The sequence below is a fragment of the Isoptericola sp. 178 genome (assembly GCF_030586525.1).
Lineage (GTDB): Bacteria > Actinomycetota > Actinomycetes > Actinomycetales > Cellulomonadaceae > Isoptericola > Isoptericola sediminis.
The window spans coordinates 151134-175877 of record NZ_JAUQYN010000005.1; the positions used below are offsets into that span (position 1 = coordinate 151134).

23 protein-coding genes are annotated in these 24744 nt (G+C 72.6%); 11 read left to right on the forward strand and 12 right to left on the reverse strand.

Going from position 1 to position 24744, the window contains the following annotated elements:
• The first annotated feature begins 34 nt into the window (after positions 1-34).
• Positions 35-1849: a Na+/H+ antiporter NhaA gene (gene nhaA / locus Q6349_RS14810; protein ID WP_304604748.1), complete on the forward strand. Its 1815-nt coding sequence runs from the start codon at positions 35-37 to the stop codon at positions 1847-1849.
• Positions 1850-1864: 15 nt separating this feature from the next.
• Here nhaA and Q6349_RS14815 read toward each other — a convergent pair whose 3' ends face one another.
• A complete protein-coding gene (locus Q6349_RS14815; protein ID WP_304604749.1) occupies positions 1865-2335 on the reverse strand; it encodes a helix-turn-helix transcriptional regulator in 471 nt (156 codons plus the stop codon).
• A 29-nt stretch (positions 2336-2364) separates the two neighbouring features.
• On the opposite strand from Q6349_RS14815, the gene Q6349_RS14820 reads away from it, so the two are divergent.
• On the forward strand, positions 2365-3075 hold the full coding sequence (locus Q6349_RS14820; RefSeq protein ID WP_304604750.1) for a hypothetical protein: 711 nt from the start codon (positions 2365-2367) through the stop codon (positions 3073-3075).
• An 8-nt stretch (positions 3076-3083) separates the two neighbouring features.
• On the opposite strand, the gene Q6349_RS14825 is transcribed toward Q6349_RS14820, so the two are convergent.
• The 5 genes from Q6349_RS14825 to Q6349_RS14845 form a co-directional block, all read right to left on the reverse strand.
• On the reverse strand, positions 3084-4337 hold the full coding sequence (locus Q6349_RS14825; protein WP_171246243.1) for an arginine deiminase: 1254 nt from the start codon (positions 4335-4337) through the stop codon (positions 3084-3086).
• A gap of 16 nt (positions 4338-4353) precedes the next feature.
• Positions 4354-5793 carry a basic amino acid/polyamine antiporter gene (locus Q6349_RS14830; protein ID WP_304604751.1) on the reverse strand — a complete coding sequence of 480 codons (1440 nt, stop codon included), beginning with the start codon at positions 5791-5793 and terminating at the stop codon, positions 4354-4356.
• Between the two features lie 90 nt (positions 5794-5883).
• Complete coding sequence (gene glmS / locus Q6349_RS14835) at positions 5884-7722, reverse strand: glutamine--fructose-6-phosphate transaminase (isomerizing) (RefSeq protein WP_304604752.1); 1839 nt, start codon at positions 7720-7722, stop codon at positions 5884-5886.
• Positions 7723-7766: 44 nt separating this feature from the next.
• Positions 7767-8039 carry a hypothetical protein gene (locus Q6349_RS14840; protein ID WP_304604753.1) on the reverse strand — a complete coding sequence of 91 codons (273 nt, stop codon included), beginning with the start codon at positions 8037-8039 and terminating at the stop codon, positions 7767-7769.
• 63 nt (positions 8040-8102) lie between these two features.
• The gene (locus Q6349_RS14845; RefSeq protein ID WP_304604754.1) at positions 8103-8690 is read right to left on the reverse strand and encodes a TetR/AcrR family transcriptional regulator; all 588 of its coding nucleotides are present in this window, start codon (positions 8688-8690) and stop codon (positions 8103-8105) included.
• Between the two features lie 98 nt (positions 8691-8788).
• Between Q6349_RS14845 and Q6349_RS14850 the strand changes: the two genes are divergently transcribed.
• Together Q6349_RS14850 and Q6349_RS14855 are read left to right on the forward strand one after the other, a co-directional pair.
• The gene (locus Q6349_RS14850) at positions 8789-9187 is read left to right on the forward strand and encodes a DUF1304 domain-containing protein (protein WP_304604755.1); all 399 of its coding nucleotides are present in this window, start codon (positions 8789-8791) and stop codon (positions 9185-9187) included.
• Positions 9188-9232: 45 nt separating this feature from the next.
• Positions 9233-10249: an NADP-dependent oxidoreductase gene (locus tag Q6349_RS14855; protein WP_304604756.1), complete on the forward strand. Its 1017-nt coding sequence runs from the start codon at positions 9233-9235 to the stop codon at positions 10247-10249.
• A 40-nt stretch (positions 10250-10289) separates the two neighbouring features.
• Here the strand turns inward: Q6349_RS14855 and Q6349_RS14860 are convergent, their stop codons facing one another.
• The 5 genes from Q6349_RS14860 to Q6349_RS14880 all read right to left on the reverse strand — a co-directional run bounded on the left by Q6349_RS14860 (position 10290) and on the right by Q6349_RS14880 (position 16067).
• Positions 10290-11156 (reverse strand): metal ABC transporter permease, encoded by an 867-nt coding sequence (locus Q6349_RS14860; RefSeq protein WP_304604757.1) that lies wholly within the window; start codon positions 11154-11156, stop codon positions 10290-10292.
• Positions 11153-11893, reverse strand: a complete 741-nt coding sequence (locus tag Q6349_RS14865) for a metal ABC transporter ATP-binding protein (protein ID WP_370375625.1) — start codon at positions 11891-11893, stop codon at positions 11153-11155. The genes Q6349_RS14860 and Q6349_RS14865 overlap by 4 nt, the downstream gene beginning before the upstream one ends.
• Before the next feature lie 14 nt (positions 11894-11907).
• Positions 11908-12858: a metal ABC transporter substrate-binding protein gene (locus Q6349_RS14870; RefSeq protein WP_304604759.1), complete on the reverse strand. Its 951-nt coding sequence runs from the start codon at positions 12856-12858 to the stop codon at positions 11908-11910.
• 116 nt (positions 12859-12974) lie between these two features.
• The gene (locus tag Q6349_RS14875) at positions 12975-13235 is read right to left on the reverse strand and encodes a GlsB/YeaQ/YmgE family stress response membrane protein (RefSeq protein ID WP_304604760.1); all 261 of its coding nucleotides are present in this window, start codon (positions 13233-13235) and stop codon (positions 12975-12977) included.
• Between the two features lie 48 nt (positions 13236-13283).
• Positions 13284-16067 (reverse strand): HAD-IC family P-type ATPase, encoded by a 2784-nt coding sequence (locus Q6349_RS14880; protein ID WP_304604761.1) that lies wholly within the window; start codon positions 16065-16067, stop codon positions 13284-13286.
• 130 nt (positions 16068-16197) lie between these two features.
• Between Q6349_RS14880 and Q6349_RS14885 the strand changes: the two genes are divergently transcribed.
• From Q6349_RS14885 to Q6349_RS14900, 4 genes are all read left to right on the forward strand, one after another.
• Positions 16198-17907, forward strand: a complete 1710-nt coding sequence (locus tag Q6349_RS14885; protein WP_304604762.1) for an FAD-dependent oxidoreductase — start codon at positions 16198-16200, stop codon at positions 17905-17907.
• Between the two features lie 29 nt (positions 17908-17936).
• On the forward strand, positions 17937-18209 hold the full coding sequence (locus Q6349_RS14890; protein ID WP_304604763.1) for a metal-sensitive transcriptional regulator: 273 nt from the start codon (positions 17937-17939) through the stop codon (positions 18207-18209).
• A gap of 25 nt (positions 18210-18234) precedes the next feature.
• Positions 18235-18402 (forward strand): hypothetical protein, encoded by a 168-nt coding sequence (locus Q6349_RS14895; protein WP_171246258.1) that lies wholly within the window; start codon positions 18235-18237, stop codon positions 18400-18402.
• Positions 18403-18543: 141 nt separating this feature from the next.
• Complete coding sequence (locus Q6349_RS14900; protein ID WP_304604764.1) at positions 18544-19710, forward strand: winged helix DNA-binding domain-containing protein; 1167 nt, start codon at positions 18544-18546, stop codon at positions 19708-19710.
• A 19-nt stretch (positions 19711-19729) separates the two neighbouring features.
• On the opposite strand, the gene Q6349_RS14905 is transcribed toward Q6349_RS14900, so the two are convergent.
• Positions 19730-20740 carry a LacI family DNA-binding transcriptional regulator gene (locus tag Q6349_RS14905; RefSeq protein ID WP_304604765.1) on the reverse strand — a complete coding sequence of 337 codons (1011 nt, stop codon included), beginning with the start codon at positions 20738-20740 and terminating at the stop codon, positions 19730-19732.
• 128 nt (positions 20741-20868) lie between these two features.
• Between Q6349_RS14905 and Q6349_RS14910 the strand changes: the two genes are divergently transcribed.
• Genes Q6349_RS14910 through Q6349_RS14920 form a run of 3 tightly spaced genes read left to right on the forward strand, consistent with a single transcriptional unit; the run spans position 20869 to position 24730 of the window.
• Positions 20869-22908 carry a beta-galactosidase gene (locus Q6349_RS14910; protein ID WP_304604797.1) on the forward strand — a complete coding sequence of 680 codons (2040 nt, stop codon included), beginning with the start codon at positions 20869-20871 and terminating at the stop codon, positions 22906-22908.
• On the forward strand, positions 22905-23834 hold the full coding sequence (locus tag Q6349_RS14915; protein ID WP_304604766.1) for a carbohydrate ABC transporter permease: 930 nt from the start codon (positions 22905-22907) through the stop codon (positions 23832-23834). Before Q6349_RS14910 ends, Q6349_RS14915 begins: the two co-directional genes overlap by 4 nt.
• A 2-nt stretch (positions 23835-23836) precedes the next feature.
• Positions 23837-24730: a carbohydrate ABC transporter permease gene (locus tag Q6349_RS14920; RefSeq protein ID WP_370375626.1), complete on the forward strand. Its 894-nt coding sequence runs from the start codon at positions 23837-23839 to the stop codon at positions 24728-24730.
• Positions 24731-24744: the final 14 nt, after the last annotated feature.

Below are 24744 nucleotides of genomic sequence, written 5' to 3' on the forward strand. Positions count from 1 at the left end.
TCGTAGGCTCCCAGAGCCCCTCGAAGGAGTCCCCATGGCCCTGAAGATCGCGCAGCGGCTGCGCACCGACACCGGTGCGGCCGTGCTGCTGCTGTCGGTCACGCTGTTCGCCCTGCTGTGGGCCAACTCCCCGTTCTCGGCGTCCTACACCGAGCTGTGGGAGATCCCGATCCAGGTCGACCTCGGCGACCTGGCCTTCGACATGGACCTGCACCACTGGGTCAACGACGGGCTGATGGTGCTGTTCTTCTTCGTCGTCGGGCTCGAGGTGCGTCAGGAGCTGACGATCGGGTCCCTGCGACGACGGAGCCAGCGGCTCGTCCCGCTCGTCGCCGGCACCGCCGGGGTCGTGGTGCCCGCGCTGATCTACCTGGCGATCGCCGGCAGCGCGGCACCGCAGGGGTGGGGTGCCGTCGTCGGCACGGACACGGCGTTCCTGCTCGGTGTCCTGGCGCTGGTGGGTCCGCGGATGTCCAACCAGCTCCGGGTCTTCCTGCTGACGCTGTCCGTGGTGGACGACTTCCTCGCGGTGTCGATCATCGGCGTCGTCTACTCCGAGGACGTCCAGGTGGGCCCGCTGCTGCTCGCCGGGGCGTGCCTCGTCGCGCTGTGGCTGCTGGGCCGGATGCGCGAGTGGCGCAGCACCCCCTACGTCCTCGTCGTCGTCGTGCTCTGGGGCGCGACCATGCAGGCCGGCATCCACCCGTCCATCGCGGGGATGCTCGCCGGGCTGCTGGTGCCCGCCGCGCTGACCAAGCGGGCCGACGTGGTGCGCACCAAGAACCTCTACCGCGCCTACTGGCAGTCCCCCAGCGCCGCCGTCGCCCGCGACGTCCAGCTCGGGCTCTCCCGCTCCATCTCGGTGAACCACCGCCTGCACGAGGTGCTCAACACCCCCGTGAACGTCGTCGTCGTGCCGCTGTTCGCCCTGGCCAACGCCGGGATCGACCTGCGGGGCGGGGCGCTGGGCGAGGCGCTCGTCTCGTCCATCACGTGGGGGGTGGTCACCGGGCTGGTGGTCGGCAAGCTCGTCGGCATCAGCCTGGGCACCTGGGTGGCCGTCCGCCTGGGCCTGGGCACGCTGCCCGACGGCGTGGGGCCGGGCAGCGTCCTGGGCGGCGCCGCCCTGTCCGGCATCGGCTTCACCGTGTCGCTGCTGGTGATCGGCCTGGCCTTCGACGACGAGTCCCAGGTGCAGGCCGCGACGGTCGGCGTGCTGCTCGCCCTCGTGCTCGCCTCGCTGCTGGGCTGGGCCCTGTTCCGGCTGGCGCGCGTGCGCTGGGGCGAGGAGAGCGCCGACCTGCCGACGACGCTCGACCCGGCGGTCGACCTGCGCCACGACCACTACCGCGGCAACCCGGACGCGCCGCACACGATCGTGGAGTACCTCGACTTCGAGTGCCCGTTCTGCGCCCGGGCCACCGGCATGTGGCGCGACCTGCGCGACGCCCTGGACGGTCGGGTGCGCTACGTCGTGCGGCACCTGCCCCTGGACGACGTGCACCCGCACGCCCGGCTCGCCGCCGTCGCCGCCGAGGCTGCCGCCCGGCAAGGACAGTTCTGGGAGATGCACGACCTGCTGTTCGCGAACCAGACCGCGCTCGAGGCCGAGGATCTGCGGGGTTATGCCGACGAGCTCGGGCTGGACCCGGAGCAGTTCGACGCCGACCTGGCCGACGAGGCGCTGCACGCCCGGGTCGCCGACCACGCCGAGAGCGCCCGGGCCAGCGGCGCGCAGGGCACACCGACGTTCTTCCTGGACGGCAGCCGGCACCGGGGGCCGCACGACGCCGCCACGCTGATCGCGGCGGTCGAGGAGCTCGAGGCGGCGGAGCGGCCCGGGTCCTGACGACGACCCGGCCCGTCAGGCAGCAGAGCTGTCGAGTGCGCCGCCGGGATGGATCCGGCCACGGCGCGCATGCTCCTCGGCGACCCGTGCGATGCGCCGCGCGATGGCGGCCGAGGGCACGACGCGACCGGAGAGATAGGTCGACAGCCGTGACGGTGACGTACCGACAGCCGCCGCGAGCTCCTGGGCCGTGAGTCCGGATCGGCGGACGTGCTCACGCAGGCTCCGGGCGACGGCCGCCCGGTCACTCTCCCGGGCCTGCGCGAGCACGGCGGACAGCAGGGCGGTGGCGCCGTTCGGCTCGACGACGGTGAGCGCCGTCTCGAGCTGGCGGGCGACGGTACCGTGCGGCTCGTCGCGGACCGCTCGCGCGATGCGCTGCCAGTGCGGCAGGTATCCCCGCTCCAGGGCGGTGGACAGTCCCTCGATGCCCCAGGACGACACCGGATCCTCCGGGCTGGCATCGATGTTGCGGAAACGGAGCATCGGTCCTCCTTATCAGATACGATAATCATATGCCTGCTGTGGAGGACGCTGCAGACCCGCACGATGTCCCGACCCTGGACGAGCTCGCGGAGTCGGCCGCGAGGCTGCAGGAGATCGTCCCGGACGCCGTCCTCGTCGGGGGTACCGCCGCGGCGCTGCACGCGCGGCATCGACTCTCCGTCGACCACGACCATGTGCTCGTCGACCTGCGCGACCGTTTCGACATCATCCTCGATGCCCTCGAGCGCGAGGGTGAGTGGCTGACCAACCGTGTCCGCCCCGGAAAGATCATTCTCGGAGAGCTCGGAGGCATCGAGTCCGGCCTGCGGCAGCTGATCCGCACGAGGCCGCTGGAGACCGAACGACTTCGCCTGCCCTCGGGCCGCACGCTCACGGTGCCGACCTTCGACGAGATCCTGCGCATCAAGGCCTTCCTCATCGTCAAGCGGAACCAGGTGCGCGACTACCTCGACGTCGCGGCGCTCGCCGCGGCTGCCGGGACCGACCATGCTGCACGCGTGCTGGTCGGCATCGACGACTACTACGCCGACCTGCTGCACGACGAGTCCCCCGTCGCCACCCAGGTCGCCGCTCAGCTCGCCGCACCGGAACCGAAGGACGCCGCCGTCATCCCCGAGCTCCCTCGCTACAAGGGCCTGGAGAAGCGGTGGTGGAAATGGGACGACGTGACGGCGACGTGTGCCGAGCTGGCGCGCGCAATGGTGGCCTCAGAAGGCTGACTCTCTATTCAGTCCAGCGGGTCGCGCACGATCGGGCACGTCATGCAGTGCCCGCCGCCGCGGCCGCGGCCGAGCTCAGCGCCGACGATCTCGATGACCTCGACCCCGGCGCGCCGCAGCGCCGCGTTCGTCAGGGTGTTGCGGTCGTAGGTGAACACCACGCCGGGCTCCAGCGCCACCGCGTTGTTCCCGGAGTCCCACTGCTGGCGCTCGGAGGCGTACAGGTCCCCGGCCGTCTCGACGACCCGCAGGCGCGGCAGCCCCATGGCCTCGGCGACCACGTCGACGAAGGACTTGCCGCGGGCGTCGACCACCTCGATCCCGGGTGACCGGTCGCTCGGGTAGAGCACGTAGGGGTGGATGCCGTCGACGATCTGCGGGTGCACCGTCACCAGGTCGCGGTCGGCGAACGTGAACACCGTGTCGAGGTGCATCGCGGCCCGCAGCCGCGGCATGCCGGCCACGACGACCTGCCGGGCCGCACCGGCGTCGAAGAGCGCCTTGGCGAACTGGCTGATGGCCTGGCGCGACGTGCGCTCGCTCATCCCGACGAGGACGACGCCGTCGCCGACCGGCATGACGTCGCCACCCTCGAGCGAGGCTTGCGCCCAGTCGACCTCCGGGTCGCCCCACCAGATCGTGGAGTCCTTGTAGCCCGGGTGGAAGGAGTAGATCGCCGTCATGAGCAGCGTCTCGTCCTTGCGGGCCGGCCAGTACAGCGGGTTCAGCGTCAGCCCGCCGTAGATCCAGCAGGTGGTGTCCCGGGTGTACAGCGTGTTGGGCAGCGGCGGCAGCAGGTACTCCCGGGCGTCGGGCGACTCGCGCGCCAGGGAGACGTACCCCGTCAGGTAGTCCTGGGGCATGTCCGCCGTGGACAGCCCGCCGATGAGGAACCGGGCGAGCTCGTGCGGCGCCAACGACTCGAGATAGGCCCGGGTGCCGTCGACCAGTCCCAGCCCGACCCGGTTCGGCACCAGGAGCCGGTCCAGCAGCCAGGCGCGGGCGGCCGGGATCGCCATCGTCTCGGCGAGCAGGTCGTGCAGCTCGACGACCTCGACCCCGCGGGAGGTCAGCTTCTCCACGAAGTCGGCGTGGTCGCGCTGGGCGGCCTCCACCCACATCACGTCGTCGAACAGCAGGTCGTCGCTGTTGGTCGGGGTGAGCCGCTCGTGCGCCAGACCCGGTCGGCAGACCAGGACCTTGCGCAGCCGCCCGACCTCCGAGTGCACGCCGTGGGCAGTCGCTCCGGTGGTTCCCGTCACGGTCCTTCTCCTTGTCTCACAGGGTGACCCAGCCGGTCGCCAACCCGACGACGCCGAGCACCGCGCCGGCCGTGACGACCCCGAACAGGACGAGCTCCGGCGGGCGGAACACCGCCCGGCCCTGCTCACGCCGGGTCATCACGAAGAGCAGCGTGGCAGGCGCGTAGAAGATCAGCGACAGGAGCAGCAGGTCGAGCCCGGCCGCGAACACCAGGAACGCCGTGTAGAGGGTCGCCAGGACGGCGATCACGAGGTCGGCGCGCAGCGTCCGGGCCGGCGCGCCGCCATACGTCTCGCGCCGGAGCCGGAGCTTGAGCGCGTAGGCCGCGGCGAGCAGGAACGGGATGAGCGTCATCGCCGCCGTCAGGTCGAGGGCGAAGTCGAAGGCGTCGGCGCTGAACAACGTGATGACCAGCACGACCTGCGACAGCACGGTGGTCAGCAGCAGGGCGCTGACCGGCACGTCGCGCGCCGAGGTCCGGGACAGGAACCGCGGCATGTCACGGTCCTTGGCGGCGACGAACAGCACCTCGGCGGCCATGAGGGTCCAGGCCAGGTAGGCACCGAGCACGGAGATGATCAGGCCGACGCTGACGAAGGCGGTGCCCCACTCCCCGAACGCCGCGTCGAGCACGCCGGCCATGGAGGGTTGCCGCAGCTCGGCGATCTCCTCGACGGGCAGCACGCCGTAGGACACCATCGTCACCGACGCGAAGATCGCCAGGACGCTGCCGAAGCCCAGCAGGGTGGCCCGGCCGACGTCCTCGCGCCGCCGCGCGTGCCGCGAGTAGACGCTCGCCCCCTCGACGCCGAGGAACACGAAGACCGTGATCAGCATGGTGTCGCGCACCTGGTCGAAGAGGGAGCCGTAGGACTCTCCGCCCCAGTTGCCCGCGAAGACCGCCGGGTCGAACACGAACAGCGCCAGCAGGACGAACACGACGATCGGGACCAGCTTGGCGACCGTCACGACACGGTTGATGGCCGTCGCCTCGGTGATGCCGCGGCGCACCAGCAGGTAGAAGAGCCACAGGCCCACCGACGACACGGTCACGGCGACCAGGGTGTCCCCCTCGCCCAGGGCGGGGACCCACGCGCCGAGCGTGGACATGATCAGCACCCAGTACGTCACGTTGCCCACGCAGGCGCTGGCCCAGTAGCCGGCCGCGGAGAAGAACCCCGTGTACTCGCCGAACCCGGCCTTGGCGTACGCGAACACCCCGGCGTCAAGGTCCGGGCGGCGCACGGCGAGGCGCTGGAAGACGAGCGCCAGGGTGAGCATGCCGCCGCCGGCCACGGCCCAGGCGATCAGCGCGCCGGCCACCCCGGTCTCCTCGGCGAACCGGCTGGGCAGGGAGAACACGCCGGCGCCGACCATGGAACCGACGACCATGGCCGTGAGCGTCCAGACGCCGACCGTCGTCCGGGTCGCCCGCGTGTCCTCCTGCGACGTCATCGTCAGCCCCCCGTCACGCTGCCGGTGGATCCACGTGCCGCCATCGTGGCAGGCAGGTCGGCACTCCGCACCAGGGGCCCGTGCCGGGCGTCACTCCACGGTGACGGACTTGGCCAGGTTGCGGGGGCGGTCGACGTCCTCGCCCAGCGCCACGGCCGCGTGGTACCCGAGGAGCTGGGTGGGGATGGTGAGCAGGATCGGGTCGAGCTCGACCTCGTTGCGCGGCACCTCGATGCGCGACGTCGCGGCGTCGCCGAGCTCGACACCCGGGTGGGTGATCGCCACGACGGCACCGCCCCGGGCGCGGATCTCCTGCGCCGCCGTGATGTTGCGCTCCACCAGGTCGTCGTCGGGGATGATCGCCACCGACGGCAGCTCGGGGCTGATGAGCGCGAGCGGGCCGTGCTTGAGCTCGCTGGTCGGGTAGGCCTCGGCGTGCCGGTAGGTGATCTCCTTGAACTTCTGGGCGCCCTCGCGGGCGACCGGGTAGCCCCGCACCCGGCCCACGACGAACAGGCTCGCGGCGGTCGCGAGCTCGCGCGCCGCTTCGGCGAGCGCCTCCTCGTCGGCGAGGATCTCGCGGATCTGCCCGGGGATCGCCCGCAGCCCGGCGATGATGCGCCGCCCGTCGGCGTAGGAGAGGTCGTGGACCCGGCCCAGCACGAGGGCGAGCAGCGCGAACCCGATCGACATGTGCGTCAGCGCCTTGGTGGAGGCGACCGCGACCTCGGGCCCCGCGTGCAGGTAGATGCCGCCGTGGACCTCGCGGGCGATCGAGGACCCGACCGCGTTGACGAGCCCGACGACGGTGCCGCCCTTGCGCTGCACCTCGCGGACCGCGAAGAGGGTGTCGGCGGTCTCGCCCGACTGGCTGACCACGACGTACAGCGTGGTGGGCTCGATGATCGGGTTGCGGTAGCGGAACTCGCTGGCGGGCTCGGCGTCGGCGGGGATCCGCGCGAGGTCCTCGATCATCGAGGCGCCGAGCTGACCGACGTAGTACGCCGACCCGCAGCCCAGCACCTTGACCCGGTCGAAGCGGCGCAGGTCGCGCGGCTCGAGGTTGAGGCCGGCCAGCTTGGCGGTGCCGAACCGGTCGTCCAGCCGGCCGGTGAGCATCCGTTCGACGCTGTCGGGCTGCTCGTGGATCTCCTTGTGCATGAAGTGCGCGTGGCCGTCGAGCTCCAGCTCCTCGACGGTGAGGTCGAGGGTGACGGCGGACCGGGCCGTCCGCTCCTCGCCGGCGGTGAAGCTGTGGAATCCGTCGGCGGTCACGGTGGCGAAGTCGCCGTCGTCGAGCAGCACGACCTGGCTGGTGTGCCGCACGATCGCCGCCGGGTCGGACGCGACGAACATCTCGCCGTCACCCACGCCCAGCAGCAGCGGGGACCCGTTGCGCGCCACGACGACGCGGTCGGGGGTCTCGACGTCGAGCACGGCGAGGGCGTAGGTGCCGTCGATCTGCGCGACGGCGGCCCGGACCGCGTCCTCGACGCTCAGCCCGGCGTCGAGCTCGCGGGCCACGAGGTGGGCGACGACCTCGGTGTCGGTGTCCGAGGTGAGGTCCACACCGTCGTCGGCCAGACGGCTGCGCAGCGTGGCGAAGTTGTCGATGATCCCGTTGTGGACCACGTGCACCCGGCCGTCGGCCGAGGTGTGGGGGTGAGCGTTGCGCTCGCTGGGCTCGCCGTGGGTGGCCCACCGCGTGTGCCCGATCCCGGTGGTGCCCGTCAGGCGCGCGGGCAGGGCGGCCTCGAGGTCGCGGACCCGGCCCCGGGAGCGCACCACCCGGGACGGGCGCGCGTCCGAGCGCGGGTTGAGCACGGCGATGCCCGCGGAGTCGTACCCGCGGTACTCGAGCCGGGTGAGGCCCTCGACGAGGACGGGCGCGGCCTGCTGGGGGCCGACGTAGCCGACGATTCCGCACATGGTTGCTGCTCCGGAGGGTGTGGTGGGACGGGGTGACGAGCAGGTCAGCCGGTGACGATGCGGCGGACCTGCCGCTCGGTCAGGACCGGAGCGGCGACGACCCGGGCCCGCAGCTCGGCGACGATCCGGGCGTAGACCTCGTCGTTCCGGTGGCCGGCGGTCCGCAGGCTCGCGTGCCGGCGCCGGACGTAGTCCTCGACGGGTTCGGCGTACCAGGCCAGGACGTCCTCGACCACGCGGGCGCCCTCGGACGCCGTGAGGCCGGTCGTCGCGGCGATGCGCGCGACGAGCTCGGGGTCGATGCCGTGCTCCTGCATCCCGCCATGGTGCGCTACCGCGGGCCGACTGTCCACCTCCTGCCCGATTTCGGGCAGGAATCGCTATGTCGCCTCGGCCTCGAGCAGGCCGAGGGCACCGTCCAGCGCGCTGACGGCCCCGGCGGGGTCGACCCGCACGGTGGCGAAGGCGCTGACCACGAGCGCGGTGCACAGGTCCGCGACACGCTCACGTTCGGCGGCGTCACGGTCGCCGAACCGGGCGTCCACGCCGCGCCTTAGCGCGGAGCGCAGCTCGGCCCGGTAGGCGGCGACGGTCCGGCGGACGGTCTCGTCGCGGGAGATCGGCGACCCGGAGGTGTTGACGAGCAGGCACCCGCTGTCGGCCTGGATCGAGTCGGCGCGCAGGAGCGCCGACCGCAGGCCCACGACGTAGTCGACGACCGCGTCCGGGCCGACGGGGTCGGCGACGAGGGGGCGCAACCGGGGACGCACGACGTCGTCGAGGTAGGCCTGCACGGCGGCGTCGAAGAGGCCGCGCTTGGACCCGAAGGCGTGGTACAGGCTCGAGCGGTTCAGCCCGGTGGCCTGCTCCAGGGTGGGGACGGAGGTCGCCTCGTACCCGGACCTCCAGAACACGCCGAGCGCGGCGCGCACCACCTCGTCGGTGTCGAAGGTCTGCGCCCTACCCATGCCACGCTCCCGGTTTGCTGCAACGATCGTTCCACTATACGTTGTGGAACGAGCAGTGCAGAACGACCGTGCCGTCCACCGACCGAGGAGCGACCCCGATGATCGTCACGGGACTGGTCCTGACCGGCCTCGCCGCCGCACTGCACGTCTACATCTTCTGGCTGGAGTCCTTCGCCTGGACCACCCGGGCGCGCGCCGTGTTCGGCACGACGGCGGACCAGGCGGCCGCGACCCGCGAGCTCGCCTTCAACCAGGGGTTCTACAACCTGTTCCTCGCGATCATCGCCGTGACCGGCATCGTCCTGACGCTGCTGACCGGAGCGTCCGACGACCCGAGCCCGGCCGGCGCGTCGCTCCTCCTCGCGGGCACCGGCGCGATGACGGCGGCGGCCCTGGTGCTCCTGGTCTCCTCGCCGGACAAGCGCCGCGCCGCCGTCACCCAGGGCACGCTGCCGCTGCTCGCCGTCGTCGCCGTGACGGCGGCCCTCCTCTCCTGACCCACCGACCGACCGCAGCACCCCACCCTTCTCGGGAGTTCCACCATGTCCCAGGCCACCTCCACCCAGATCCAGCTCGCGGCCCGCCCCACGGGCTGGCCCACCGCGGAGACCTTCCGCACCGTCGAGGTCACCTACGGCGACCTCGAGCCCGGCCAGGTCCGCGTCGCCAACGAGTACGTGTCCGTCGACCCCTACATGCGCGGTCGGATGAACGACGTCAAGAGCTACGTCCCGCCGTTCGCGCTGGACGAGACCATGACCGGCGGCGCCGTCGGCCGGGTCGTCGAGTCCGCGTCCGACGACGCCCCCGTCGGCGCCCTGGTGCTGCACCAGTACGGCTGGCGCGACGTCGTCCAGGAGGACGCCGGCGGGTTCCAGGTCCTGCCCGAGATCCCCGGCGTCCCGTCGTCCCTCTACCTCGGCATCCTCGGCATGACCGGCCTGACCGCCTACGTCGGTCTCACCGCGATCGCCGACCTGCGCGAGGGCGACACCGTGTTCGTCTCGGGTGCCGCCGGTGCCGTCGGCACGGCCGTCGGCCAGATCGCGCGCCTCCTCGGCGCGGGACGCGTCATCGGCTCCGCGGGCTCGGCCGAGAAGGTCGAGCTGCTCACCAGCCGGTACGGCTACGACGCCGCGTTCAACTACAAGGACGCCCCCGTGCGCGAACAGCTGCGCGAGGTCACCCCGGACGGCGTCGACGTGTTCTTCGACAACGTCGGCGGCGACCACCTCGAGGCGGCGCTGGACCGGATGAACACCGGCGGACGGATCGCCCTGTGCGGCGCCATCTCGCAGTACAACGACACCGAGCGCACGCCCGGCCCGGACAACCTGGCGAACGCGATCACGCGGGGACTGACGCTGCGCGGCTTCACGCTGGGCGGCTACCTCGACCACGCGCCCCGGTTCCGCGAGCTGATGACCGGCTGGTTCTCCGAGGGGAAGATCGCCTACGACGAGACCGTCGTGGACGGCATCGAGAACGCCCCGCAGGCGTTCCTCGACATGATGAGCGGCGGCAACGTCGGCAAGATGCTGGTCCGCACCGGCGCCTGAGACCCCTCCGTGGGCGGGCACCCCGGTGCCCGCCCACCGGTCAGGCCCGCACGCCGGCCGGGACCGACCGCGCCCGCCACCGACGCAGCGGGCCGTACCGCGGGCTGGTCAGCAGCACCACGGTGAACACCGCCCCCTGCACCAGCACGACCATCCCGCCCGAGGCGGCGTCGAGCCAGTACGACAGGTAGATCCCGACGATCGAGGACAGCGCCGAGATCGTCGGCGCCAGCACCAGCATCCGTCCGAACCGCTGGGTGAGCAGCGACGCCGTCGCCCCGGGGATGATGAGCATCGCCACGACCAGGATCACGCCGACCACCTGCAGCGTCACGACGGCGGTCAGGGCGAGGACCCCGAGCAGCAGGGCGCTGAGCCGACGTGTCGACAGCCCGATGGCGTGGGCGTGGGTGGGGTCGAAGGCGAACAGCACGAGGTCGCGCCGCTTGACCAGCAGCACGGTCGAGCCGACGACGGCGAGCACGAGCACCTGCGCCAGCTCGACCGACGAGATCCCCAGGACGTTGCCGAAGATGATGTGGCTCAGGTCGGTCTGGCTGGGCGTCACCGAGACGAGCACCAGCCCGAGGGCGAACAGCGTCGTGAAGACGATGCCGATCGCGGCGTCCTCCTTGACCCGGCCGGAGTCGCGCACGGCACCGATGAGCACCACGGCCAGCCCGCCGAAGACGAGCGCACCCAGCGCGAACGGGGCTCCCAGGATGTAGGCGATGACGACGCCGGGCAGCACGGCGTGCGAGACGGCGTCGCCCATGAGCGACCAGCCGACGAGCACGAGCCAGCAGGACAGCAGCGCCGCGACGACGGCGGCGACCGTCGTCGTGACGAAGGCCCGGACCATGAAGTCGTAGGACAGCGGTTCGAGGAGCAGGTCGAGGAGGGTCACGAGGCCTCCCCTCCGAGCGCGTCCAGCGGCACCTCGAGACCGAAGGTCCGCGCCAGGTGGTCCGGTTCCAGCGCCTCGGCGACCGACCCGTGGAACAGCACCCGGCGCAGCAGCAGGACCGCCTCGTCGGCGAGCTGCGGCAGGGCGTGCAGGTCGTGGGAGGAGACCAGGACCGTCCGTCCGTCCGCGGCGAGCTCGCGCAGCAGGCGCACGATCGTGGCCTCGGAGCGCTTGTCCACCCCCGCGAAGGGTTCGTCGAGCAGTAGCAGGCGCGCGTCCTGGGCGATGCCGCGGGCCACGAAGGCGCGTTTGCGCTGGCCGCCGGAGAGCTGGCCGATCTGACGGTCGGCCAGGTCCGTCAGCTCGACCCGGTCGAGCGCCTCGGCGACGGCCTCCCGGTCGGCGGGGCGAGGGCGGCGCGTGAGGCCGAGGTGGCCGTAGCGTCCCGTCATCACCACGTCGTGCACGGAGACCGGGAAGTCCCAGTCGACCGCCTCCGTCTGGGGCACGTAGCCCACCAGACCCTGGCGCCGGGCGCGGGCGGGGGTGCCGCCCGCGACCCGTACCCCGCCGTGCGTCACGTCGACCATGCCCATGAGGGCCTTGAACAGTGTGGACTTGCCGGAACCGTTCATCCCGACCAGCCCGCAGACGGTCCCGGCGCCCACGCGCAGGGTCACCCCGTCGAGGGCCAGCACGTCCCCGTAGCGGACGGTGACGTCGTCGGCCTCGATCACCGGGGCCGCCTCCGTCACGAGCCGGCCCCGTCGCCCGCCGCGGCGCCGGTCAGGCCCGCGACGATGAGGTCGGCGTCGTGCCGCACCAGCTCCAGGTAGGTCGGCACGGGCCCGTCGGGCTCGGAGAGCGAGTCCACGTAGAGCGTGCCGCCGAACCGGGCGCCCGTGGCCTCGACGACCTGCTGCATCGCCGCGTCGGAGACGGTGGACTCGCAGAACACGGCGGGCACGTCGTTCGCCCCGACGAACTCGATGACGTCGGCGACCTGCTGCGGCGTGGCCTGCTGCTCGGCGTTGACCGCCCACAGGTACTGCTCGCTGAGCCCGGCGTCGCGGGCCAGGTAGGAGAAGGCGCCCTCGCAGGTGACCAGCGCCCGCTGCTCGGCGGGCAGGGTCTCCAGCGCCGCGACGAGGTCGTCCTGGACCGCCTGGAGCTCGGCGTCGTAGGCCTCGGCGTTCGCGGCGAAGTCCTCGGCGTGCTCGGGCGCGAGGTCGGAGAACGCGTCGACCATGGTGTCGACGTAGGTCTGGACGTTCAGCGGGCTCATCCAGGCGTGCGGGTTCGGGGTGCCGGCGTAGGCGTCCTCGGCGATGTCGAGCACCTCGACCCCCTCGGAGACGACGACGTGCGGGGCGTCGGCGTCCTGGACGAACTGGCCGAACCACGCCTCGAGGTTCAGCCCGTTGTCGAGGATCAGGTCGGCGTCGGCGGCGCGTCGCACGTCCCCGGGCGTGGGCTCGTACCCGTGGATCTCGGCGCCGACCTTGGTGATGGACTCGACGCGCAGGTGGTCACCGGCGACGTTCTCGGCGATGTCGGCCAGCACGGTGAACGTGGTCAGCACCACGGGACGGTCGTCCCCGTCGGCGGCCTGGCCGGTCGGCACGGCGCACCCGGCGAGCAGCGCCGCGGCGGCCGCCAGGGTGAGCGCTGATCCGGAGGTCCGCGTCAGAGTTTTCGGCATACCGAAAACTGTAGTTCATGGACCGCCGCGCGCTCCAGCCCCGACGACCGACGGGGTGCCGCCGTCCGCCCGGAGGCGTCGGCGGCACCCCGTCCCGGTGCGGTGGGTCCGGCGGATCAGCGGCGACCGGCACCCGCCACGATCGCGACACCGATCGCCGCGAGGCCGATCTGGAAGGCCAGCTCGATCCAGTCGATCCCGCCCGTGTCGGCCACCCCGACGAGGCTGGCGAGCCAGGTGCCGATCAGCGCGGCCACGATGCCGACGAGGATCGTGGCGATGATCGAGATGTTCTGCTTCCCGCGCACCACCAGTCGTCCCAGGGCGCCGATGACGGCGCCGATGATGATGGCGGTGATGATCCCGGTCACTTCCATGCGCGGTTCACTCTCCAGGGTCGAACGGTGGGCCGGACACCAGTGAACCTAGGACACGTCGGACGACGGTGCATGTTCGGGACGTGGCCGCGAGCGACCGTGCCGCCGACCCCACCACTTCGCTCCCTCGACGAGGACGAACACCACCGCGGCCAGCGCGGCCGCCACGGCCCAGTCGGCCGGGCCGATGGGCGCCGAGCCGAACCACGTGTGCATGAACGGCGCGTACACGAACGCCGCCTGGAGCAGCAGCAGCACCGCGACGGAGATCCACACCGCAGGGTTCCCGCGCAGCACGTCGACGGTCAGGCTGGAGCGGTCCAGCAGACGGCTGTTGAACAGGTAGGCGAGCTGGCCGAGGGCGAGCATCGTCACCGCCACGGTCTGCGCCTCGGGCACAGGCACGCCGGACGCCCGGGCCGTGTAGAAGAGGAACAGGGTCGCGCCGCCGATGAGCAGGGAGACCAGCACGACCCGGCGCAGCAGCACGCCGTCGAGGATCGGGGTGTCGGCCGGGCGCGGCGGGCGGGCCATGATGTCGCGCTCGGCGGGCTCGTAGGCCAGGGCGAGGGTCAGGGTGATCGCCGTGATGAGGTTGATCCACAGCACCTGGACCGGTTCGAGCGGCAGCGCGAGACCGAACAGCACCGCCACCAGCATCACCAGCGACTCGGCACCGTTGGTGGGCAGCAGGAACAGCACCGACTTGCGGATGTTGTCGTAGATCCGCCGCCCCTCCTCCACCGCCCGCTCGATGGTGGCGAAGTTGTCGTCGGCCAGCACGACGTCCGCCGCCTCCTTCGTGGCCTCGGTGCCCTTGATCCCCATCGCGACGCCGACGTCGGCCTGGGTCAGCGCCGGGGCGTCGTTGACCCCGTCGCCGGTCATGGCCACGACCTCGTCATGGGCCTGCAGCGCCGAGACGATGCGGATCTTGTGCTCGGGGCTGGTGCGGGCGTACACGTGGACGTCCCGCACGACGGCGCGCAGCTCCGCGTCGCTCATCGCCTCCAGCTCGGCGCCGGTCAGCACCGCGGTGTCGCCGATGCCCATCTCGCGGCCGACGGAGATCGCCGTGCCGGCGTGGTCGCCGGTGATCATCGTGACCTGGACCCCGGCGTCGCGGCAGCGGGCGATGGCGTCGACGGCCTCGGGACGGGGCGGGTCGAGGATCCCCACCAGCCCGCACAGCTCCATGCCGCCGTCGACGTCGGGCACGTCGACCTCGGTCGCGCCGTCCGGCGCGGCGGAGCGTGCGGCGGCGAGCACGCGGAGCCCCTGCTCACCGAGCGCGTCGATCTGCGCGTCCCAGAACGCGCGGTCCAGCGGCTGCGCCGAGCCGTCCGGACCGACCTGGGTCGTGCAGCGGTCCAGCACGTGGTCCGGGGCGCCCTTGAGGTGCACGTGCAGCAGGCCGTCCGGGTCCTCGTCGAGGGTGACCATGAACTTCGTGTCCGACTCGAACGGCACCAGGTCGACGCGGCGCCACCCGGCCGGCTCGATCCCGGCCTTGTGGCCGAGGGAGCGCAGCGCACCCTCGGTGGGCTCGCCGACCAGGGCCCAGCCGCCCTCGTCGGAGCCGTCCGGGACGATGCGGGCGTCGTTGCAGAGCATCATGACCTCGGCCACGGCCACGAGGTCCGGGTCGGCGTCCGGGTCGACCGGGCGGCCGCCGTGGTCCGGGGCGAGCTCCACCACCCCGTGCGGGGCGTAGCCCGCCCCCGAGACCAGGAAGGATCGCGCGGCGGTGCGGACGGTGCGCGCGGTCATCTCGTTCTTGGTCAGCGTGCCGGTCTTGTCCGAGCAGATCGTCGTCACCGACCCGAGCGTCTCGACGGCCGGCAGCTTGCGCGTGATCGCCCGGCGTCGCGCCATCTGCTGCACGCCCAGAGCGAGCGTGATCGTCACGAGGGCGGGCAGCCCCTCGGGCACGGCGGCCACGGCGAAGCCGATCGAGGCCGAGATCAGCTCGTCCACGCCGTACCCGTGCACGAACCGGCCGACGGCCACCATGACCAGGGCCATCGCGACGATCCCGGCCGCGAGGATCTTGCCGAACCGGTCCAGCCGTCGGGTCAGCGGCGTCTCCAGGGCCTGGACCTCGGAGATCATCGTCTGGATCCGGCCGATCTCGGTCGCCCGCCCGGTCGTGGTGACGACGCCGACCCCCTGGCCCGCGGCGACCAGCGTGCCGGAGAACAGCATGTCGGTGCGGTCCCCGATGCCGGCGCCCTCGGGCACGGCGTCCACGCCCTTGTCCGCGGGCACCGACTCACCGGTCAGCGCGGACTCGTCCACCCGCAGGTTGGTCGCGCGCAGCAGGCGCACGTCGGCCGGCACCCGGTCGCCGGACCCCACGCGCAGCAGGTCCCCGGGCACGACGTCGTCCGCCCCGATCTCGGTCCAGGCGTCGTCGCGCCGCACCTGGGCCGAGGCCGACAGCATCCGCCGGATGCCCTCCAGGGCCTTCTCCGCCCGGCCCTCCTGGACGAAGCCGACGGCGGCGTTGATCACCGCGACGGCGAGGATGACGGTCACGTCGACCCAGTCGGCGAGGAAGGCCTTGAGCACCGCCGCCACGAGCAGGATCTCGATGAGCACGTCGTCGAAGTGGACCGCCACCCGCTTCCACAGGGGGTCGCGCTGCACGGTGGAGAGCCGGTTCGGCCCGACCGCCTCCAGCCGGTCGGCGGCCTCCTCGGCGCTCAGGCCCGCGTGCCCGGACCCCAGGGCGGCCAGCACCTCCGCGGGCGGTGACGACCAGGGCGCCTCGGGCGGCGACGGGACGGCTGTGCCGACCGCGGCCGGACCGAGATCCGACGGGGATCCCATACCTCCATCTCACCGCCGATCGGCGACTCCCGCGAGACGACCACCGGGCGGGCGTACCCTGGATCGTGGTGACGAGGCCCACGCGGACGTCATCTTGATGTGATACCCCAAGGGGTATATTCTCGCAGCCATGAAGATCGTCATCGTGGGTGGGGTCGGCGGCGGCATGAGCGCGGCGGCCCGGGCTCGGCGGCTCGACGAGAGCGCCGAGATCGTCGTGCTGGACCGCAGCGAGCACGTCTCGTGGGCGAGCTGCGGGCTCCCCTACCACGTGGGTGGGGAGATCGCCGAGGCCGATGAGCTGCTCGTCCAGACCCCTGAGAAGCTCCGCGCCGCCCTCGACCTCGACGTGCGCACTCGGCACGACGTCGTCGGCCTCGACCCCGAGGCACGCCGGCTCACGGTGCTGACCGACGACGGCACGGACACGGTCGACTACGACGCCCTGGTGCTCTCCCCCGGCGCCAGGGCCGTGCGCCCGCCCCTCGACGGGATCGACTCGGCACGGGTGCACACGCTGCGTTCCATCGGTGACGCCACCTCGCTGCGCGAGCGCATCGACGCCGGGGCGGGACGTGCCGTGGTCCTCGGGGCCGGCTTCATCGGCCTCGAGGCGGCCGAGACGCTCGCCGCCCGCGGCCTGGACGTCACCGTCGTCGAGCTGTCCTCCCACGTGCTGCCCCCGCTGGAGCACGAGGTCGCCTGGCGGGTCACCGCCGAGCTCGAGCGGATCGGCGTCACGGTACGCACCGGCCTGGGCGCGTCCAGCATCGAGCAGGGCGCCGACCACGACACGGTCGTCCTCGCCGACGGCACCCGCCTGCCCGCCGACGTCATCGTGCTGTCCGTCGGCGTCCGCCCCGACACCGCCGTGTTCGAGAAGGCGGGGATCGCCACCGAGCGCGGTGCGATCGTCGTCGACGACCACGGCCGCACCAGCACCGACGGCATCTGGGCCGTCGGCGACGCGGTCACCAGCACCGACGCCGTCACCGGGGTGCGCCGCCCGGTCGCGCTGGCCGGTCCGGCCAACCGCGCCGGCCGCCTGGTCGCCGACGACATCCTGCGGCCCGGGACCGCCCGGCCGGTGCCGCCCACCGTCGGCACCGCCGTCGTGCGGGTCGGCGAGATGACCGCGGCGGCCACCGGCGCGACGCGTGCCGACCTGCGGGCCGCGGACGTCTACTTCCAGACCCTGCACCTGCACCCCGGCCACCACGTGGGCTGGTTCCCCGGTGCGGAGCAGATCCACATGATGATCCACTTCCGGGCCGGCGACGGCGTGCTGCTCGGCGCCCAGGCCGTCGGCCGCGCCGGCGTGGACAAGCGGATCGACGTGCTCGCCACCGCCGTGCGGGCCGGGATGACCGTGGCCGACCTCATCGACCTCGACCTCGCCTACGCCCCGCCGTACGGGGCGGCCAAGGACCCGGTGAACCTCGCCGGGATGGCCGCCAGCAACGTGCTCGACGGCACCCTGCGGATCTGGCACGTCGACCAGCTCGAGGAGGTCCGGCGCGACACGCTCGTCCTGGACGTCCGCAGCCGCGACGAGTTCGCCACCGGGCACATCCCCGGTTCGCTGAACATCCCGCACACCGAGCTGCGCGAGCGGCTCGACGAGGTCACCGCCGCGGCGTCCGGACACCCGGTCCGCGTGCTGTGCGCCTCGGGCGTGCGCTCCAACATCGCCCACCGCGTGCTGTCGCAGGCCGGGTTCGACTCGGCCTCGCTGTCCGGCGGCATGCTCACGCTGCGCGCCGCCCTCGGCGCCACCGCTGACGACCTGCTCATCAGCACCGCACCCGCCGCGTCCACCGAGTCCAGCCCCGTGGGCTGAACCGCACCTTTCCCGAGAGGACCTGACCGATGTCGACCCAGGACGCTGCCGCCCAGCGCAAGATCGTCAACCGGCTCAAGCGCGCCCGCGGCCAGCTCGACGCGCTCATCACCGCCGTCGAGGACGGCCGGAGCTGCCGTGACGTCGTCACGCAGCTCTCCGCCGTCGCCAGCGCGCTCGACAAGGCCGGCTACGCCGTCGTCGCGAACGCGATGCAGGAGTGCCTCGTCGACCCCGACCACACCACCGAGGACGGGCTCACGCCCGCCGAGCTCGAGAAGCTCTTCCTCACCCTCGCCTGACCCGGACCCGAAGGAGAACGACCCCATGTGCTACCCCGCCACCTGCTCCACCTGCGGCAAGACGACGTGGAGCGGCTGCGGCCAGCACGTCGCCGACGTGCGCCGCTCCGTGCCCGCCTCCCAGTGGTGCGACGGGCACGCCGACGCCCCGCGCGGCGGCGGGAGCTTCTTCTCGCGCCTCTTCAACCGCTGAGACGGCGACCGGCCGGCCCTCGACCTCACCCGGGTCGGGGGCCGGCCGCGTCGCGTCCGCACCGCGCTGCTGCGGATCGGCCGGTGGCCACGGCGGGCGTCCGGCTTGCCGGTGACGCCGCGCCGGGCCAGTCTCGACGCCATGCGTCTGGACCGGACCGGGCTCGGTCGTGCCACGCTCGCCCGTCAGCTCCTGCTGGAGCGGGCGGACGCGTCCGTACCGGACGCCGTCCGCCGGGTGGGCGCGCTGCAGGCGCAGGAACCCGCCGGGCCGTACCTGGCGCTCTGGAACCGCGTCGCGGGGTTCCGCCCGGACGACCTGGACGCCGCTTTCGCCTCCGGCACGGTGGTGCGCGCCACCCTGATGCGGGTCACGCTGCACGCCGTCCACCAGGACGACTGGGCGGCGTTCCACCACGCGATGACGCATCCGCTGCGCGGCTCCCGGCTGAACGACCGACGTTTCGCCCCGGCCCGGCTGACCCCCGCCGAGGCCGACGAGGTGCGGGACGCCGTGCTGGCCTTCGCCGACCGGCCCCGCACCCAGGACGAGATCGTCACCGAGCTGAGCCGCCTGCTGGACGACGAGCGGGCACCCGCCACCTGGTTCGCGCTGCGGACCCTGGCCCCGCTGCACCACGTCCCGAGCGGGGCACCGTGGTCCTTCAGCCCGCGCGAGCGGGTCTACCGCGCCGGCGCCCGGACCGCCGCGAACGAGCCGCCGGCGGGGGACGACCCCGCCGTCGTGCACCTGCTGCGGCGCTACCTCGCCGCCTTCGGCCCCGCCACCGAGGCGGACTTCGCCCGGTTCACGATGCTGCGCAAGCCCTGGACCGGGCCCGCGGTCGAGACCCTGCGGCCGGAGCTCGTCGAGATCGACGGGCCCGACGGCGTCACCCTGCTGGACCTGCCGGACGCCCCACGGCCCGCCGCCGACACCCCCGCTCCCCCACGCCTGCTGGGCATGTGGGACAGCCTCCTGCTCGCCCACGCCGACCGGACCCGGGTGGTGCCCGAGGCGTTGCGCGGTCACGTCGTGCGCCGCAACGGCGACACCTTGGCGACCGTGCTGGTGGACGGCCGCGTCACCGGGTTCTGGCGGGCGACCGACGACGGGATCGACGCGGCCGTCGTCGAGCCGCTGCCCGACCGGGTCTGGTCCGCGCTGGCCGCCGAGGCGGCCTCGCTGCAGGAGCTGCTGGCCGACCGCGAGCCCGCGGTCTTCCGCCGCTACCGGCGGTGGTGGGACGAGCTGCCGGCCGTCGAGGTGCGCCGGCTCGCGGACGCCCGGGACGCGGCCGTGCGCTGAACGCCGGGCACCGTCCGGGTCAGGCGGAGTCCCGCCAGACGATCTCCGTCGGCAGCGTGACGTCGTGCGCCTCGTGGCCGCCGAGCTGGTCGAGCACGAGCCGCGCCGCGGCCCGGCCCATGTCCCGCGCCGGCTGCCGCACCGTGGACAGGTGCGGCGTGCTGCGCGTCGCCCAGGCGCTGTCGTCGAAACCGACGAGGCCGACGTCCTCGGGCACCCGGCGCCCGCATGCCCGCAACGTCTCCAGCGCTCCGGCCGCGACCGCGTCCGACGCCGCGAAGACGCCGTCGAGTGCGGGCTCGCGGTCCAGCAGCTCGGCCATGCCGGCCACGCCGGCCTGGTACGAGTAGAGCGGGTCGTCGACGACCAGACGCGGGTCGAAGCGGTCGCCGAGGGCCTGCTGGAACCCCTCGAGCCGGTCGGCGCCGGAGTCGCGGTCCAGGGCGCTCGCGAGCATGCCGACCCGCCGGCGCCCCGTGGCGAGGAGTCGTTCCGTGATCTGCCGCGCAGCGGTGCGGTTGTCGATGCGGACGTGCGGGACCGACGCGCGCCCGGCCGGGTGGCCGACGAAGGCCGCCGGCAGGCCGAACTCCACGATCGCGTCGGCGACCGTGTCGTCGGACCGGGCGGACACCAGGACGGCGCCGTCGACGAACCCCCCGCGCAGGTAGCCGGACACGCGCTTCGCGTCCCGGTCGGAGTCGACGACGAGCACGACGAGCTGGTGGTCGGCGTCGGCGACGACCTCGTTCGTGCCGAGCAGGATGGACCCGATGTTGGGGTCCTCGAGGAAGAGCTGGTGCGGCTCGTGGACCACGAACCCGACCGCCCACGTCTTGCTCCGCGCCAGGTTGCGCGCCGCGGTGTTGCGGACGTACCCGACCTCGGCGATCGCCGCCTCGATGCGCGCGCGGGCGTCCGCGGAGACGTACCCGGCGCCGTTGAGCACGCGGGAGACGGTGCCCCGCGAGACCCCCGCCTGCGCCGCGACGTCGTGCACCGTCGCCCGGGTGCGGCGTGGGGAGGTCATGCCGACATCGTATCGTTCCAATCCGTGTGTGCACGTGGACACACCACGTCGCAGCATGTATCGTCAACGAGTGTGTGCACGTGCACACACAGTTTCTTCGAGGACGAGGATCGGCAGTCGACGTGGACATGCGTACTCACCAGGGACGACCTGGTCTCCCGCGCCCCGGGATCGCGTTCGGGGGCGACTACAACCCCGAGCAGTGGTCCCGCGAGACGTGGGAGCAGGACGCCCGGCTCATGCGCGAGGCCGGCGTCGACCTCGTCGCCGTCAACGTGTTCGGCTGGGCCGAGATCGAACCCGCGCCCGGGGTGCACCGCTTCGACGACCTGGACACCGTCCTGGACATCCTGCACGCGCACGGTGTGGCGGTGAACCTCGGCACCGGCACCTCGACACCCCCGCCGTGGCTCACCACCGCGCACCCCGAGATCCTGCCCGTCACCCGGGAGGGCGTCACCGTCAGCCCGGGCGGCCGCCAGGCCTGGTGCCCCAGCTCGCCGGTCGTGCGCGAGCACGCGATGCGGCTCGTGGAGACCGTCGCCGACCGCTACGCCGACCACCCGGCGCTCGCGATGTGGCACGTGTCCAACGAGCTCGGCTGCCACAACGCGCTGTGCTACTGCGACGAGTCAGCACGCGACTTCCGGCGCTGGCTCGCGGAGCGCTACGGCACCGTCGACGCGCTCAACGAGGCCTGGGGCACGAGCTTCTGGAGCCAGCGCTACGGGTCGTTCGACGAGGTCCTCCCCCCGCGCCACGTCGAGTCCCCGGAGAACCCGACCCAGATGCTCGACTTCCGGCGGTTCAGCTCGGACACGCTGCTCGACTGGTACGACGCCGAGGCCGCGATCCTGCGCGAGCGCAGCACGGCGCCGGTCACCACGAACTTCATGGTCGCGGCCCACATCGACACCCAGGACTACTGGGACTGGGCCGACCACATGGACGTCGTCGCCAACGACCACTACCTCGACCACCGCCTGCCGGACCCGTGGGGCGAGCTCGCCTTCACCGCCGACGCCACCCGCGGGCTGGCGGGCGGGCGCCCCTGGATGCTCATGGAGGCCGCGGCGGGCGCCGTCAACTGGCAGCCGCGCAACATCGCCAAGCGGCCCGGTGAGCTCGAGCGCATGGTCCTCTCCCACGTCGCCCGTGGCGCGGACGCCGTCTGCTTCTTCCAGTGGCGCGCCTCGCGCGCCGGGGCCGAACGCTTCCACTCCGCGCTCCTGCCGCACGCGGGCACCGACTCCGCGCAGTGGCGCTCCACGGTCCGGCTCGGCGGGATGCTCGACGCGCTCGACGAGGTCACGGGATCGGTGCTGCGGGCCGACGTGGCGCTCCTGTTCGACTGGCAGGCGTGGTGGGCGGCCGACCGTCCCGGCCACCCCACCGGGGACGTGCGCTACCTCGACGAGGTCCACGCGATGCACGCCGCGCTGCGCCGGGCCGGCGTCGCCGTCGACGTCGTGCGCCCCGGCGACGACCTCGAGGGGTACCGGCTCGTGGTGGTGCCCACCCTGTACCTCGTCACGGACGCCACGGCCGCGGAGGTCGACCGGTTCGTGGCCGACGGCGGCACGGCCCTGGTCACCTACTTCTCCGGCATCGTCGACGAGCACGACCACGTCCGCCTGGGCGGCTACCCGGGGGCGTTCCGCGACGTGCTCGGGGCGCGCTCGGACGAGTTCTTCCCGCTGCAGGCGGGCGAGACCGTGTCCCTCGACGACGGCCGCCGCGCGAGCGTGTGGACCGAGCGCCTCGAGGCCCGTGGGGCGGAGGTGCGGGCACGCTTCGCCGACGGCCCCGTCGCCGGGTCCCCGGCCCTCACCCGACACCGGTACGGCGGCGGCGCCGCCTGGTACGTGGCGGCCCGCCTCGACGACGCCGGGCGCCAGGACCTCGTCACGGAGGTCCTGGCCGACGCCGACGTCCCGCCCGTGCTGCCCGGTGCCGGCGGCGACGTCGACGTCCTGCGCCGCACGGCCGACGACGCCTCGTACGTGTTCGTCGTCAACGGCTCGGACGAACCCTTCGTCGCGCAGGTCAAGGGCACCGAGCTCCTGACCGGCCACGACGCGACCGAGCACCACGTGGCCCCGGGCGACGTCGCCGTCGTCCGCGAGCACCCGCAGGACTCCCGACCGACCTCGGAGGAGGACGCATGACCACCACCGGACCGGCCGCCACGGCGGCCCGCACGACCCGCGGCGCACCGGCGCGCCGACGGCGGTCGTCGCACGGCGGCGCCGTGGCCGTGCTCGTGTCGCCGTTCCTCGTGCTGTTCGCGCTCTTCTACCTCGCACCGATCGCGTACGCGGCCTACCGCTCGTTCTTCGTCGTCGAGCGGGAAGGGACCTTCGGCGCGGCGACCGAGGTCTTCGGCGGGTTCGCCCAGTACCGGCAGGTGTTCGAGAACGACGCCTTCTGGGCGTCGCTGGGCCGGGTGCTGCTCTTCGGCGTCGTGCAGGTCCCGGTGATGCTCGGCATCGCGCTGCTGCTGGCCCTGCTCATCGACTCGACCCTGGTCAAGGGCAAGCGGTTCTACCGGCTGGCGTTCTTCGCGCCCTACGCGGTGCCGAGCGTGATCGCGGCGATCATGTGGGGCTTCCTCTACTCGCCCAGCCTCTCGCCGTTCGAGGTCGTCACCAGCAACGTGGACCTGCTCGGCAGCTCGCTGGTGCTGTGGTCGATCGCGAACGTCGTGACGTGGGTCTACATCGGCTACAACATGCTGATCATCTACTCCGCCCTGCAGGCCATCCCGCAGGACATCTACGAGGCCGCGCGGATCGACGGCGCCGGGCAGCTGCGCATCGCCCTGTCGGTGAAGATCCCGCTGGTGATCCCGGCGCTCGTGCTCACCGGCGTGTTCTCGATCATCGGCACGCTGCAGCTCCTCACCGAACCGCAGGTGTTCCGGACGTTCACGACCTCGGTCAGCTCCACGTTCACGCCGAACCTGCTGGTCTACACCACCTCGACGGTGCCGAACTTCAACCTTGCCGCAGCGTTCTCGGTGGTGCTCGCACTGCTGACGTTCGTGCTGTCGTTCGTCTTCCTGCGGCTGACGCAGAGGAGGGCCTTCCAGTGAGCATGCTGACCCGGACCGCGGGGTACGGCCCCGAGAACACGCGCACCCGCACGGTGCGCGAGCCGCTCATGTCCCGGATGGCCGCCACCCTCGTGATGGCCGTGTTCACCCTGTACTTCCTCATCCCGCTGTGGTGGCTGTTCGTCGCCTCGACGAAGTCGCGCGGCCAGATGGCGTCGACGGCGGGCCTGTGGTTCGCCGACTGGCAGCTCTGGGAGAACCTGCAGTACGTCTTCACGTACGACGGCGGCGTCTACCTGCGCTGGCTGGCCAACGCCGTCCTGTACGCCGGCGTCGGTGCGCTGCTCGGCACCCTGCTGGCCTCCATGTGCGGCTACGCCCTGGCCAAGTACGCGTTCCGCGGGCGGAACCTGCTCTTCAACGTGATCCTCGGCGGCGTGCTCGTGCCCGTCACGGCGCTCGCGCTGCCGCTGTTCCTCATCTTCTCGGCGGTGGACCTGACGAACACGTACTGGGCGGTGTTCCTGCCGAGCCTGGTCAGCCCGTTCGGGGTCTACCTGTCGCGGATCTACGCGGCGGCGAGCGTCCCGGGCGAGCTGCTCGAGGCGGCGCGCCTCGACGGCTCCGGGGAGGTGCGGACCTTCTTCACCGTCTCGATGCGACTGATGGCGCCCGCGCTCGTCACCGTCTTCCTGTTCCAGTTCGTGACCATCTGGAACAACTTCTTCCTGCCCCTGGTCATGCTCTCCGACGACAAGCTCTACCCCGTCACGCTCGGGCTGTACGCCTGGAACTCCCAGACCAACGCCGTGCCCGAGCTGCGCACCGCCGTCGTCGTCGGGGCGTTCGTGGCCGTCGTCCCGCTCATCCTCGCCTTCCTCGGGCTCCAGCGCTTCTGGCGCAGCGGCCTCGCGGCCGGCGGTGTCAAGGCATGACCGCGCCGAGACAC

Bases quoted from the DNA above. Each gene is read 5' to 3' on its own strand.
- nhaA (WP_304604748.1), top strand. From the start codon at position 35: ATGGCCCTGAAGATCGCGCAGCGGCTGCGCACCGACACCGGTGCGGCC.
- Q6349_RS14815 (WP_304604749.1), bottom strand. From the start codon at position 2,335: ATGCTCCGTTTCCGCAACATCGATGCCAGCCCGGAGGATCCGGTGTCG.
- Q6349_RS14820 (WP_304604750.1), top strand. From the start codon at position 2,365: ATGCCTGCTGTGGAGGACGCTGCAGACCCGCACGATGTCCCGACCCTG.
- Q6349_RS14830 (WP_304604751.1), bottom strand. From the start codon at position 5,793: ATGACGTCGCAGGAGGACACGCGGGCGACCCGGACGACGGTCGGCGTC.
- glmS (WP_304604752.1), bottom strand. From the start codon at position 7,722: ATGTGCGGAATCGTCGGCTACGTCGGCCCCCAGCAGGCCGCGCCCGTC.
- Q6349_RS14840 (WP_304604753.1), bottom strand. From the start codon at position 8,039: ATGCAGGAGCACGGCATCGACCCCGAGCTCGTCGCGCGCATCGCCGCG.
- Q6349_RS14845 (WP_304604754.1), bottom strand. From the start codon at position 8,690: ATGGGTAGGGCGCAGACCTTCGACACCGACGAGGTGGTGCGCGCCGCG.
- Q6349_RS14850 (WP_304604755.1), top strand. From the start codon at position 8,789: ATGATCGTCACGGGACTGGTCCTGACCGGCCTCGCCGCCGCACTGCAC.
- Q6349_RS14855 (WP_304604756.1), top strand. From the start codon at position 9,233: ATGTCCCAGGCCACCTCCACCCAGATCCAGCTCGCGGCCCGCCCCACG.
- Q6349_RS14870 (WP_304604759.1), bottom strand. From the start codon at position 12,858: ATGCCGAAAACTCTGACGCGGACCTCCGGATCAGCGCTCACCCTGGCG.
- Q6349_RS14875 (WP_304604760.1), bottom strand. From the start codon at position 13,235: ATGGAAGTGACCGGGATCATCACCGCCATCATCATCGGCGCCGTCATC.
- Q6349_RS14880 (WP_304604761.1), bottom strand. From the start codon at position 16,067: ATGGGATCCCCGTCGGATCTCGGTCCGGCCGCGGTCGGCACAGCCGTC.
- Q6349_RS14885 (WP_304604762.1), top strand. From the start codon at position 16,198: ATGAAGATCGTCATCGTGGGTGGGGTCGGCGGCGGCATGAGCGCGGCG.
- Q6349_RS14890 (WP_304604763.1), top strand. From the start codon at position 17,937: ATGTCGACCCAGGACGCTGCCGCCCAGCGCAAGATCGTCAACCGGCTC.
- Q6349_RS14895 (WP_171246258.1), top strand. From the start codon at position 18,235: ATGTGCTACCCCGCCACCTGCTCCACCTGCGGCAAGACGACGTGGAGC.
- Q6349_RS14900 (WP_304604764.1), top strand. From the start codon at position 18,544: ATGCGTCTGGACCGGACCGGGCTCGGTCGTGCCACGCTCGCCCGTCAG.
- Q6349_RS14905 (WP_304604765.1), bottom strand. From the start codon at position 20,740: ATGACCTCCCCACGCCGCACCCGGGCGACGGTGCACGACGTCGCGGCG.
- Q6349_RS14910 (WP_304604797.1), top strand. From the start codon at position 20,869: ATGCGTACTCACCAGGGACGACCTGGTCTCCCGCGCCCCGGGATCGCG.
- Q6349_RS14915 (WP_304604766.1), top strand. From the start codon at position 22,905: ATGACCACCACCGGACCGGCCGCCACGGCGGCCCGCACGACCCGCGGC.
- Q6349_RS14920 (WP_370375626.1), top strand. From the start codon at position 23,837: ATGCTGACCCGGACCGCGGGGTACGGCCCCGAGAACACGCGCACCCGC.